This window comes from Klebsiella sp. K5-204, assembly GCF_030128585.1.
In the GTDB taxonomy this organism is placed as follows: Bacteria; Pseudomonadota; Gammaproteobacteria; order Enterobacterales; family Enterobacteriaceae; genus Klebsiella; species Klebsiella quasipneumoniae.
On record NZ_JAKUZS010000002.1, the window covers coordinates 356,372 to 368,882 of the forward strand.

A 12,511-nucleotide genomic window follows, 5' to 3' on the forward strand; every position below is an offset into this window, starting at 1 on the left:
GGCCACAGAGAGGAGCAGTCATGTTAATTCAGGTAGGAGAGCTGGCGAAGCGCGCCGGGCTGACGGTGCGTACGCTGCATCATTATGAACAGACGGGGCTGTTAACGCCTTCGGCCAGAAGCGAGGCGGGCTATCGGCTCTATAACCTGTCCGCGGTTCAGCGCCTGCATATGATCAAGGCGCTGGCGCAGACCGGGCTGACGCTCGCCACCATCAAGGACTATCTCGATCGGCGAACGCTGTCGCTACCCGAACTGCTGACGCAGCAGATAGAGACGCTTAATGACCAACTGCGCGATGTCGGCAGGCTGCGCGACCGGCTGTTGGCGCTGCGCGAGGCGCTGGCGAGCGGCAATGAACCCGATCTGGAGTCCTGGCTACAGACGCTGGAGTTAATGAAAATGTACGATCGTTGGTTTAGTCAACAGGAGTTAGCCGTGCTGCCGTTTGCGGCACAGGATGAACAGCGCGCGCAGGCGTGGCGCGAGCTAACAGAGGAGGTGCAGACGCTGATGGCGAGCGGCTGCCCGACGGACAGTCCGCAGGCGATGAGTCTGGCGACGCGCTGGATGGAGCGCCTGGAGCAGGATACGGCCGGGCGCCCGGAGTTTCTGACCCGCCTGAACGAGATGCATGCCGCCGAGCCGCAAATGGTTGAACAGACCGGCGTCACCCCGGCCATCATTGCCTTTATCACCGAAGCCTTTGCCGAAAGCAAACTGGCTATCTGGGCGCGGTATCTCGACGACGAGGAGATGGCGTTCACCCGCCGGCACTACTTCGACCGGCTACAGGAGTGGCCAGCGCTGGTGGCGAAGCTGCATCAGGCGTGCCGTGAGGGCGTAGCGCCGGACTCGGCGTCGGGTCAGGCGCTGGCCCGGGCGTGGCTTGAGCTGTTTCAGTCCTACGCCGGCACCCGGCCGCAGACGTTGCAGAAGTTTCGTCAGGCAATGGAGCAGGAGCCGCATTTGATGAAGGGCACCTGGATGACGCCGGCGGTGCTGAGCTGGCTGCAGCAGGCGACCGGAGCCTTGATGCGGCAGGCGCAGGGGCCTGCCGCCGGGTGATCACAGGTCAGCCAGCGCGGCCTGACGATCGGGGTAGAAGCTCAGGCGTCCGGGCAGCGGCTTGACGCCGGCGCGCGCTAACGTGCGTAGCGGCTGAAATTCGAGGTTAGATACGCGTAATTCACAGCCTTCCGGCAGCTTGTTCACAAAGCGCTGGAAGGCATCCAGACCGCCGGCGTCGAGAACCGGCACCGCGTCCCACTTCAGCACCACGATGCGCTTGCCGGCGATCCGGGTCTCCAGGTCGTTGAATAGACCTTCGGCGGCGGCAAAGAACAGCGGACCGATCACCCGCAGCACCAGCACGTCGTCTGGCACTTCGACGTTGACCGGCGCCAGATGGGTCATGCGCGCGATACGGCGCATAAATAACAGCGAAGCCAGCACAATCCCGACGCTGATGGCGATCACCATATCAAACAGCACCGTCAGCGACATGCACATCAGCATCACCACGATGTCGTCCTTCGGCGCGTGGCGCAGCAGATTGATGACTTTATGCGCCTCGCTCATGTTCCATGCCACCATCAGCAGCAGGGCGGCCATCGCCGACAGCGGCAGCCAGGAGAGCAGCGGGGCGAGGATCAGCAGCGCCATGATCACCAGCAGGGCGTGGATCACGGCGGCGATCGGCGATGTTGCGCCGGCGCGGACGTTCGCCGCCGAGCGGGCAATCGCCGCGGTGGCGGTGATCCCGCCGAAGAACGGCGCAACGATGTTGCCCAGCCCCTGGCCAATCAGCTCGCTGTTGGCTTTATGTTTGGTACCGGTCATGCCGTCGAGCACCACCGCGCACAGCAGAGATTCAATAGCGCCAAGCATCGCCATGGAGAAAGCCGCGGGCAGCAGTGCCTGCAGCGAAGCCCAGCTCAGGCTAAAGTTGGAACCCGGCATATCCCAGGGCAGCACCAGCTGCGGCAGCAGCTGCGGAATGCCGTTGCCCTGAGTGCCGTCCGCCAGCTGATAGTGGAACTGCGAGCCGATCGTCGCCACATCGCCGCCGAGCAAGTTGACGACCAGCATCACCCCACAGCCGGCCAGCAGCGCCGGGAGGTGGCCCGGCAGACGGATACCCAGCCGCGGCCAGAGGATCAGGGTGCTGAGGGTGACGACGCCGATGGCGGCGTCCCCAACGTTAATGGTCGGCAGGGCCATCGCCAGCGCCGCCACTTTCTGCAGATAATGTTCCGGCACATGGGGCATCTGCAGGCCGAGGAAATCTTTAATCTGCATGGTACCGATGGTGATACCGATCCCGGAGGTGAAGCCGAGGGTGACCGACAGCGGGATATATTCGATCAGGCGGCCAAAGCGCGCCAGGCCGAAAAGCATTAAAAAGATCCCCGACATCAGCGTCGCCACCAGCAGCCCCGCCAGGCCGAACTGCTGGGAAACCGGATAGAGGATCACCACAAAGGCGGCGGTCGGTCCGGAAACGCTAAAGCGCGATCCGCCGGTTAAGGCGATCACAATCCCTGCCACCGCTGAGGTATAGAGGCCGTACTGCGGCGGCACACCGCTGCCAATCGCCAGCGCCATCGCCAGCGGAATCGCAATGATCCCGACGGTGATCCCGGCGATCAGGTCGCGGGTAAAGCGGGCAGTGGTGTACTTTTCTTTCCAGCAAGCGTCGATGAGGGCGCGGAAAGGCATCACATGTGAGGAAAATAATCTGTTCACAATAATGTTTCATCCATGAGCGCATCATCTGTCAACTGAATGGCAGGTGAAGGAGGCATCGGTCATTGCCACATCATCCTTCGGGATGCCTCTGTGTTGGCTGCGTTCATTTACCCCGGTCACGTACTGCCTGTACGCTCCCGGGGATTCATTCACTTGCCGCCTTGACGCATGCCGAATGATTTTGTGGAAGAATTAAAAATTCAGAGACAAAAAAACCCGCCGCAGCGGGTTTTTGTGCTCGGCTCGATTAATGTTCGAACATAGCAGAGATTGATTCTTCATTGCTGATACGGCGAATAGCTTCAGCCAGCATACCGGAGAGCGTCAGAGTACGCACTTTATCCAGCGCTTTAATTTCTGGTGCCAGCGGAATGGTATCGCAGACGACAAATTCATCGATCACAGAGTTTTTAATGTTCTGGATAGCGTTGCCGGAGAAGATCGGGTGCGTCGCGTAAGCGAATACGCGTTTCGCGCCGCGCTCTTTCAGCGCTTCTGCCGCTTTACACAGGGTGCCGCCGGTGTCGATCATATCGTCGACCATCACGCAGTCACGACCCGCGACGTCGCCGATGATATGCATCACCTGGGAGACGTTGGCGCGCGGACGGCGCTTGTCGATGATAGCCATATCGGTATCGTTCAGCAGTTTAGCGATAGCGCGAGCACGAACCACGCCGCCGATGTCCGGAGAAACCACGATCGGGTTGTCCAGGTTCAGCTGCAGCATATCTTCCAGCAGGATTGGGCTGCCGAACACGTTATCAACTGGCACATCGAAGAAGCCCTGGATCTGTTCTGCGTGCAGGTCAACGGTCAGCACGCGGTCAACGCCGACGCTGGACAGGAAATCTGCCACCACTTTCGCGGTGATTGGCACACGAGCAGAACGAACACGACGGTCCTGACGAGCATAACCGAAGTAAGGGATAACGGCGGTGATACGACCTGCCGAAGCACGACGCAGAGCATCAACCATAACAACCAGTTCCATCAGGTTGTCATTGGTGGGAGCACAAGTGGACTGGATGATGAAAATATCACCACCGCGTACGTTTTCATTGATTTGTACGCTGACTTCGCCGTCGCTAAAACGACCTACAGCGGCGTCGCCAAGAGAAGTGTACAGGCGGTTGGCAATACGTTGTGCTAGTTCCGGGGTGGCGTTACCAGCAAAAAGCTTCATATCAGGCACGAGAAGAACCTCAGGCATGCGTCCAGTGGTGGATGAATGGGCCAATAATGTGCGGGCTGGCGCCATTCGATCCAGTCGGTGTATTTAAAGAGCACGATGCAACGTCTGGAACAGGGTGACGTTGTCACCATAACTCAATTTCCCCGGCTGACTCATGAACGATGCGCCCTCACGGCGCAGGATTCAGAGCAGGGCCTGCTTGAGCGGCGAGAGATTTACTCCGCGCGCCACAAAGCCATTTAGCCATGCCGGGGCAGTGTCCAGCACCTGACGGGCAGCGGATTCGGTGTTAAATTCAGCAAACACACAGGCCCCTGTGCCGGTCAGGCGTGACGGCGCATATTCTAACAGCCAGGAAAGCGCGGCATCAACCTCGCGAAAACGTTTTCTTGCGATAAGCTCGCAATCGTTGCTGAATTCACAATTTAATAACGTATTAATTGACCGGCGCGGGGTATTTCGTGGTAGCTCCGGGTCGCGAAAAATGATCGGCGTCGGAATACTGACGCCCGGGTGGGCCACCAGGTACCATTTTTCCTCAGGCTCCACCGGCGTCAGAATTTCACCCACCCCCTCGGCAAAGGCGGCATGGCCGCGCACGAACACCGGCACATCGGCCCCCAGCTGCAGGCCAAGGGTCGCCAGCTCATCTTCCGAGAGTCCGCAGCCCCAGAGATGGTTGAGCGCCACCAGCACGGTGGCGGCATTGGACGAGCCGCCCCCCAGACCGCCGCCCATCGGCAGGCGCTTATCGATACTGATATCGGCGCCGCTGCCCGCCGGCAGGCGGCCGCTTTCGCCGGCGGCGCGCATCAGCAGACGCGCGGCGCGAACGATCAGATTCTCTTCGTCCGGCACCCCGGCCACCGGCGTCAGCAGGCGCAGTTCGCCGTCAGCGCGCGGTTCGATGGTCAGCGTATCGCCGTAGTCGAGGAACTGAAACAGCGTCTGCAGGGTGTGGTAACCATCGGCCCGCTGGCCGGTGATATATAAAAACAGATTCAGTTTTGCAGGTGAGGGCCAGCGGCTCATCATTTCACGATCCAGTTATCCATCTTCAGCTTGATGCGCTGGGCGCCATTGTTCAGCTCGACATTAGACGGCAGGGCGGGCTGGGTATCGCTGGTGTAGCCGCCGTAGGTGACGTGCCAGGTTTTGCCGTTTTGCGTGTAGTTCAGTTCACGCAGACGGTACCGATCGTCCAGCGAATAGTCGGTGGCGTCGCCCGGCAGGCCGATGATCCACTGGCGCAGGCTGTTCAGCGGGATCGGCATCCCGGTCAGGCGGCCAATCATCTCTTCGGCATCGGTGGCGGTGTAGGTCTGGCCTTTGTTGTCGATCAACTGCACGCTGCCAGGCTGCGCGGTCAGCGACAGCTCGGTGCTGCCCAGCGGGTTGGTCAACAGCAGGCGATAGCGGTCCTGGCCGGTCTGCTGCCAGAAGAAGCGGGCATAGACTTTTTGCTCATCGGAGAGATAGGCAAACGCCCCGCGGGTCTGGAACTGGTTGAGGCTGCGAACAGCCTGCTGGTGCTGGCGCCACTGCGGCGAATCCGGGCTTTTGCCAGGCCCCTCGGGGGTATGAACAGAACAAGCGGTCAGGACGAGGCTGGCCAGCGGCAGCAGGCGGAACAGTCGATTCATAATGATGACAAATCCTTGATGTCTACAGTGAAATCCGGCGGCAGGGGAACAGCGGGCCGATTTGTGTAGCAGGTTACATTTATAATCCTTAATGCTAGCGTCGCCGGGCGATAGCGTCTACGTTCAAGTTGTCTGAAATCAAAAAATTAACCTTAATGGCGGTCTTGCTTTGGCTATTACTCCAAAAGGGGAGCCTCTCTTTTATTGATTACGCGCATCCTGTATGATGCACTCAGACTAACCTTAGCAACGCTGGTACTACTCCCTCACAATGACCCTTTTAGCTCTTGGCATCAATCACAAAACAGCTCCGGTCGCCCTGCGAGAACGCGTTGCGTTTTCGCCGGAAACGCTCGATAAGGCGCTGGAGAGCTTGCTGGCTCAGCCGATGGTGCAGGGTGGGGTGGTGCTGTCGACCTGCAACCGCACGGAACTCTATCTCAGCGTCGAAGAGCAGGATAACCTGCAGGAAGCGCTGATCCGCTGGCTGTGCGATTACCACGGCCTCAATGAAGAAGACCTGCGTAAAAGCCTCTACTGGCACCAGGATAACGACGCCGTCAGCCATCTGATGCGCGTCGCCAGCGGCCTTGATTCGCTGGTGCTGGGCGAACCGCAGATCCTCGGTCAGGTGAAAAAAGCCTTCGCCGATTCCAGCCGCGGCCATCTTAACGTCAGCGAACTGGAGCGGATGTTCCAGAAATCGTTCTCGGTGGCCAAGCGCGTGCGTACTGAAACCGATATCGGCGCCAGCGCCGTTTCCGTCGCGTTCGCCGCCTGTACCCTGGCGCGGCAAATCTTTGAATCCCTGTCGAGCGTGACGGTGCTGCTGGTCGGCGCCGGTGAAACCATCGAACTGGTGGCGCGCCATCTTCGCGAACATCACGTGCGCAAAATGGTGATCGCCAACCGCACTCGTGAACGCGCCCAGGCGCTGGCGGAAGAAGTGGGCGCCGAGGTGATTGCCCTCAGCGATATCGACGAACGGCTGAAAGAGGCCGACATCATTATCAGCTCCACCGCCAGCCCGCTGCCGATCATCGGCAAAGGCATGGTGGAACGTGCGCTCAAGGCGCGGCGCAACCAGCCGATGCTGCTGGTGGATATCGCCGTCCCCCGCGACGTCGAACCGGAGGTCGGCAAACTGGCTAACGCTTACCTCTACAGCGTCGACGATCTGCAAAACATCATTCAGCATAACCTGGCGCAGCGTAAGGCCGCGGCGGTGCAGGCGGAATCGATCGTCGAGCAGGAGACCAGCGAATTTATGGCCTGGCTGCGCGCGCAGAGCGCCAGCGAGACCATTCGCGAATACCGTTCTCAGTCCGAGCAGGTCCGTGAGGAGCTGACGGCGAAGGCGCTGGCCGCGCTGGAGCAGGGCGGTGATGCCCAGGAAATTATGCAGGATCTGGCGCGTAAGCTCACCAACCGCCTGATCCACGCGCCAACCAAATCACTTCAGCAGGCCGCCCGTGACGGGGACGACGAACGCCTGCATATTCTGCGCAACAGCCTCGGGCTGGAATAGCGCACCTTTCTCTTATTTTCAGGACAGGGTGAATTCACGCCTATGAAGTCTTCTATTGTTGCCAAACTGGAAGCGTTGTACGAGCGCCACGAAGAAGTGCAGGCGCTGCTCGGCGATGCCGCGACGATTGCCGATCAGGATAAATTCCGCGCGCTGTCGCGGGAGTATGCTCAACTAAGCGATGTGGCGCGCTGCTATACCGACTGGCGTCAGGTGCAGGAGGATATTGAAACCGCGCAGATGATGCTCGACGATCCGGAAATGCGCGAAATGGCGCAGGAAGAGCTGCGCGACGCCAAAGATAAAGGCGAACAGCTGGAGCAACAGCTACAGGTCCTGCTCCTGCCGAAAGATCCTGATGACGAGCGTAACGCCTTCGTGGAAGTGCGCGCCGGGACCGGCGGCGACGAAGCGGCGCTGTTTGCCGGCGACCTGTTCCGCATGTACACCCGTTACGCGGAATCGCGCCGCTGGCAGGTGGAGATCCTCAGCGCCAACGAAGGTGAACACGGCGGCTTTAAAGAGGTGATCGCCAAGATCAGTGGCGACGGCGTCTATGGTCGGCTCAAATTTGAATCCGGCGGCCATCGCGTGCAGCGCGTGCCGGCCACCGAGTCGCAGGGGCGTATCCACACCTCCGCCTGTACGGTGGCGGTGATGCCGGAGCTGCCGGAGGCGGAAATGCCGGATATCAACCCGGCGGATCTGCGCATCGATACGTTCCGTTCCTCCGGCGCGGGCGGTCAGCACGTTAACACCACCGACTCGGCGATCCGTATTACCCACCTGCCCACCGGCATCGTGGTGGAGTGTCAGGACGAACGTTCGCAGCATAAAAACAAAGCCAAGGCGCTGTCGGTGCTGGGGGCGCGGATCCGCGCCGCCGAAGTGGCCAAGCGTCAGCAGGCGGAAGCCTCCACGCGCCGCAACCTGCTGGGCAGCGGCGACCGCAGCGATCGCAACCGTACCTACAACTTCCCGCAGGGCCGCGTGACCGACCACCGCATCAACCTGACCCTTTACCGTCTCGATGAGGCGATGGAGGGCAAACTCGACATGCTGATTGAGCCGATAGTCCAGGAACACCAGGCCGATCAGCTGGCGGCGCTGTCCGAGCAGGAATGATGACCTTTCAGGCCTGGCTGCAGCAGGCAATCGCCCGCCTGGCGGAGAGCGACAGTCCGCGACGCGACGCCGAGATCCTGCTAGGACACGTCACCGGTCGGGCGCGCACCTGGATCCTGGCCTTCGGCGAAACGACGCTGTCCGCCGACGAGGCGACGACGCTGGAGGCGCTCCTGCAGCGACGCCAGCGCGGGGAGCCCATCGCCCATCTGGTCGGGCAGCGGGAGTTCTGGTCGCTGCCGCTGTTTGTCTCCCCGGCGACGCTGATCCCCCGCCCGGATACCGAATGTCTGGTGGAGCAGGCGCTGGCGCGTCTGCCCGTCGCGCCGTGCCGTATTCTCGACCTCGGCACCGGGACCGGCGCCATTGCCCTGGCGCTGGCCAGCGAACGTCCTGACTGTGAAGTGATCGCGGTGGACGTGATGCCGGACGCCGTGGCGCTGGCGTTGCGTAATGCCGCCCATCTGGGCATTGCTAACGTGACGATACGGCAAAGTGACTGGTTCAGTGCGCTGGCCGGGCAGCGCTTCGCCATGATCGTCAGCAATCCCCCCTATATCGACGCCGCTGACCCGCATCTTGCCGAAGGCGATGTGCGTTTTGAGCCGTTGACGGCGCTGGTGGCAGGCGACCAGGGGCTGGCCGATCTGGCGCAGATTATCCGCGAGGGGCGGCAGTATCTGCAGCCCGGCGGCTGGATGCTGCTGGAGCATGGCTGGACCCAGGGCGAAGCGGTACGCGCCCTGTTTCGCGAGGCGGGCTATCTGGATGTCGCGACCTGCCGCGACTATGGCGACAATGAGCGTCTGACCCTCGGACGTTTACCCGACATGGAGAACGTTGGCTGATGAACTTATTCACGGCTGTCCTCTACCTGCACATCGCCAGCGTGGTGGTGTCGGTAGGATTGTTCGTTTTACGTTACTGGTGGATGTATCACCAGAGCCCGCTGCTGAACCAGCGGTGGGTGCGAATTGCGCCGCACTGCAGCGATACGCTGCTGTTTCTCAGCGGTGCGGGATTAATGGCGATAACGCACTACCTGCCGTTCACAGAAGACGGCGCATGGCTGACTGAAAAGCTGTTTGGCGTTATCATTTACATCGCATTAGGTTTTATCGCGCTGGGCCGTCGTCGTCCGCGCAGCCAGCAGAGCCGCTTTATCGCGTTCCTGCTGGCGCTGGTGGTGTTGTTTATCATCATTCAACTCGCCATCACAAGAATACCGATACTGGGGTAGGTCATGGGGTCATTAGCGGATTTCGAATTTAACAAAGCGCCATTGTGTGATGGCATGGTCCTCATTTCTGAACAGGTCCGCGACGATTTTCCGACGCGTTTTGTCGAGGAAGAGCTGCAGCGGCTGCTGCGCCTCGCGCAGGAGGAGATTGCGCCTTCGTGGGACCAGGAACGCCAGATAGAACGCCTGCTGGCGCTGTTTTACGAGGAGTGGGGCTTTGGCGCCTCGCAGGGCGTTTATCGTCTATCCGACGCGCTATGGCTCGATAAAGTGCTGGTCAACCGCCAGGGTAGCGCGGTGTCGTTAGGGGCGATCCTGCTGTGGATCGCCCAGCGCCTGGGGCTGCCGGTGGTGCCGGTGATCTTCCCGACCCAGATGCTGCTGCGCGCGGACCCGGAAACCAGCGAAGAGATGTGGCTGATTAATCCGTTCAACGGCGAAACTCTCGACGAACATACTCTGGAGGTATGGCTGAAGGGCAACATCGGGCCGGTGGCGGAACTGTTTAATGAAGATCTCGACGAAGCGGATAACGCCGAGGTGATCCGCAAGCTGCTGGACACCCTGAAATCGGCGCTGATGGAAGAGCGGCAGATGGAGCTGGCCCTGCGCGCCAGCGAAGCGCTGCTGCAGTTTAACCCGGAAGATCCGTATGAGATCCGCGACCGCGGGCTGATATACGCCCAGCTGGATTGCGATCACGTGGCGCTGCTGGACCTGAGCTATTTTGTCGAGCAGTGTCCGGAGGATCCGATCAGCGAGATGATCCGCGCACAAATCAACACGATTTCGCACAAACAAATTACATTGCATTAGTCTGGAACCATTCCGGTTACACCCTGATAAGGCGAATTTATGAAACAAAAAGTGGTTAGCATTGGTGATATCAACGTAGCGAACGACCTGCCGTTCGTGCTGTTCGGCGGGATGAACGTGCTGGAGTCACGCGATCTGGCGATGCGCATCTGCGAACATTACGTCACCGTTACGCAGAAGCTTGGCATCCCCTACGTCTTCAAAGCCTCCTTTGATAAAGCCAACCGTTCCTCCATTCACTCCTATCGTGGGCCGGGTCTGGAAGAAGGGATGAAGATTTTCCAGGAGCTGAAGCAGACCTTTGGCGTGAAAATCATCACCGACGTTCATGAAGCCAGCCAGGCGCAGCCGGTGGCTGACGTCGTGGACGTGATCCAGCTTCCCGCCTTCCTCGCGCGCCAGACTGACCTGGTGGAAGCGATGGCCAAAACCGGAGCGGTGATCAACGTCAAGAAACCGCAGTTCGTCAGCCCGGGCCAGATGGGTAACATCGTCGATAAATTCATCGAAGGTGGTAACGACAAAGTGATCCTCTGCGACCGCGGCGCGAACTTCGGTTACGACAACCTGGTGGTGGATATGCTCGGCTTCGGCGTGATGAAGAAAGCCTCCAACAACTCGCCGGTTATTTTCGACGTCACCCACGCGCTGCAGTGCCGCGACCCGTTTGGCGCTGCCTCCGGCGGTCGCCGCGCGCAGGTGAGCGAGCTGGCCCGCGCCGGTATGGCGGTGGGTATCGCCGGTCTGTTTATCGAAGCGCATCCGGATCCGGACCACGCGAAATGCGACGGCCCGTCCGCGCTGCCGCTGGATAAACTGGAGCCGTTCCTCAAGCAGATGAAAGCGATTGACGATCTGGTGAAAAGCTTCGACGAGCTGGATACCAGCAAGTAAGCCTGACCGCATCACTGAAAAAGCCTGCCGGCGTCAAAACCGGCAGGCTTTTTTTTCGCCCGGACTCCGCCGGACGGGAAAGCGGGGTCAGGCGAAAATGGTCATCAGGTAGGCGGCGAACAGCGCCAGATGGGCCGCGCCGTTCAGCACATTGGTGCGTCCGGTGGAGAAGGAGATATGGCACAGCACCAGCGAGGCGACCATCACCACCATCTCCGGCGCGCCAAGGCCAAAGCGCAGCTCATTGCCGGTCAGGAAGGCGATGAGGGTGACCACCGGGACCGTCAGCGAGATGGTGGCCAGCACGGAGCCGAAGAACAGGTTCATCGCCCGCTGTACCTGATTGTTGAGCACCGCTTTGAGCGCGCCAAGGCCTTCCGGCGACAGGATCAGCAAGGCCACGAGGAAGCCGGTGAAGGCCACCGGGGCATTCATGCTGGTCAACAGCGTTTCCAACGGGTTGGCGTTCATTTTAGTGACGGCGATCACCGCCACCAGGTGCACCAGCAGCCAGGCGGTATGCCACCCGCTGCTGTGGGCGGACGGTTTACCGTGGTGCGGGTCGTCATCATCGCCGTCGTCTTCATGCTCATAAACAAACAGACTCTGATGGGTTTTGGTCTGAATAAGCAGGAAAACGCCGTACATGGCCGCCGAAATCACCGCCACCAGCAGCGATTGCCCGGTGCTGAAGTTCGCGCCCGGCAGCGCCATGGGAAACACCAGCACGATAATCGCCAGCGGAAACAGGGCGATAAGATACTGCTTAATGCCGAACAGATTCATATATTGGGTGGCGAATTTACGCCCGCCCAGCAGCAGGGAGAAACCGACCAGACCGCCGGTGACGATCATAATGATGGAGTAGAGCGTATCACGCATCAGGGTCGGCGCGGCGTCGCCGGTGGCCATCAACGCGGAGATCAGACTGACCTCAAGGATAACCACCGACAGGCTGAGAATCAGGGAGCCGTAGGGTTCGCCCAGGCGGTGGGCGAGGACGTCGGCGTGGCGGACCACGCTGAAGGCGCTGCTTAAAATACCGACCAGCGCGAGGATATTAATCGCGATAACCACTGGCAGTGACTGGCTGCTGCCCCAGAAAAACAGCACTGCCAGCGCCAGCACCGGAAAGACGAGGGAAGACTCCTTATGGCGGGTTTTTACCGCCTCATGTGCATGGGTCATGAACCATCTCCATTTATGCAGGTGTTATAATTATAAAAACGCAGGGCGATAAAGTAACAGATTTTGCTAAATTTATGCTGTATTTTTACTTAAGTTTACGGGTGTCGAGAGATATCTTGATTAGTTTATTAT

At 59.9% G+C, this 12,511-nt stretch carries 12 protein-coding genes; 7 read left to right on the plus strand and 5 right to left on the minus strand.

Translation table 11 applies throughout. From position 1 onward, the window contains the following. Window positions 1-20 precede the first annotated feature (20 nt). Window positions 21-1,067, plus strand: a complete 1,047-nt coding sequence (locus MKR05_RS07170; protein WP_048297769.1) for a MerR family transcriptional regulator — start codon at window positions 21-23, stop codon at window positions 1,065-1,067. On the opposite strand, the gene dauA is transcribed toward MKR05_RS07170, so the two are convergent. The 4 genes from dauA to lolB form a co-directional block, all read right to left on the minus strand. Continuing rightward, complete coding sequence (gene dauA, locus MKR05_RS07175) at window positions 1,068-2,747, minus strand: C4-dicarboxylic acid transporter DauA (protein ID WP_101995948.1); 1,680 nt, start codon at window positions 2,745-2,747, stop codon at window positions 1,068-1,070. A 250-nt stretch (window positions 2,748-2,997) separates the two neighbouring features. Continuing rightward, window positions 2,998-3,945: a ribose-phosphate diphosphokinase gene (gene prs, locus MKR05_RS07180; protein ID WP_002910407.1), complete on the minus strand. Its 948-nt coding sequence runs from the start codon at window positions 3,943-3,945 to the stop codon at window positions 2,998-3,000. A 183-nt stretch (window positions 3,946-4,128) separates the two neighbouring features. Further along, a complete protein-coding gene (gene ispE / locus MKR05_RS07185; RefSeq protein ID WP_072413462.1) occupies window positions 4,129-4,977 on the minus strand; it encodes a 4-(cytidine 5'-diphospho)-2-C-methyl-D-erythritol kinase in 849 nt (282 codons plus the stop codon). Further along, window positions 4,977-5,588 (minus strand): lipoprotein insertase outer membrane protein LolB, encoded by a 612-nt coding sequence (lolB, locus tag MKR05_RS07190; protein ID WP_023290149.1) that lies wholly within the window; start codon window positions 5,586-5,588, stop codon window positions 4,977-4,979. The genes ispE and lolB overlap by 1 nt, the downstream gene beginning before the upstream one ends. Window positions 5,589-5,859: 271 nt before the next feature. Between lolB and hemA the strand changes: the two genes are divergently transcribed. Genes hemA through kdsA form a run of 6 tightly spaced genes read left to right on the plus strand, consistent with a single transcriptional unit; the run spans window position 5,860 to window position 11,191 of the window. Next, window positions 5,860-7,116 carry a glutamyl-tRNA reductase gene (gene hemA / locus MKR05_RS07195; protein ID WP_023290148.1) on the plus strand — a complete coding sequence of 419 codons (1,257 nt, stop codon included), beginning with the start codon at window positions 5,860-5,862 and terminating at the stop codon, window positions 7,114-7,116. Between the two features lie 42 nt (window positions 7,117-7,158). Next, window positions 7,159-8,241 carry a peptide chain release factor 1 gene (prfA, locus tag MKR05_RS07200; RefSeq protein WP_004203214.1) on the plus strand — a complete coding sequence of 361 codons (1,083 nt, stop codon included), beginning with the start codon at window positions 7,159-7,161 and terminating at the stop codon, window positions 8,239-8,241. After that, window positions 8,241-9,089 carry a peptide chain release factor N(5)-glutamine methyltransferase gene (prmC, locus tag MKR05_RS07205; RefSeq protein WP_032453303.1) on the plus strand — a complete coding sequence of 283 codons (849 nt, stop codon included), beginning with the start codon at window positions 8,241-8,243 and terminating at the stop codon, window positions 9,087-9,089. The genes prfA and prmC overlap by 1 nt, the downstream gene beginning before the upstream one ends. Further along, window positions 9,089-9,481 (plus strand): invasion regulator SirB2, encoded by a 393-nt coding sequence (gene sirB2, locus MKR05_RS07210; protein WP_008804389.1) that lies wholly within the window; start codon window positions 9,089-9,091, stop codon window positions 9,479-9,481. The genes prmC and sirB2 overlap by 1 nt, the downstream gene beginning before the upstream one ends. 3 nt (window positions 9,482-9,484) lie before the next feature. Further along, on the plus strand, window positions 9,485-10,297 hold the full coding sequence (gene sirB1, locus MKR05_RS07215) for an invasion regulator SirB1 (RefSeq protein ID WP_017899847.1): 813 nt from the start codon (window positions 9,485-9,487) through the stop codon (window positions 10,295-10,297). Between the two features lie 39 nt (window positions 10,298-10,336). Beyond that, entirely contained in the window at window positions 10,337-11,191 is an 855-nt protein-coding gene (gene kdsA / locus MKR05_RS07220; RefSeq protein ID WP_002910393.1) for a 3-deoxy-8-phosphooctulonate synthase, read from the plus strand. A gap of 87 nt (window positions 11,192-11,278) precedes the next feature. On the opposite strand, the gene chaA is transcribed toward kdsA, so the two are convergent. Continuing rightward, window positions 11,279-12,379, minus strand: a complete 1,101-nt coding sequence (chaA, locus tag MKR05_RS07225; protein WP_004203207.1) for a sodium-potassium/proton antiporter ChaA — start codon at window positions 12,377-12,379, stop codon at window positions 11,279-11,281. Window positions 12,380-12,511 lie beyond the last annotated feature (132 nt).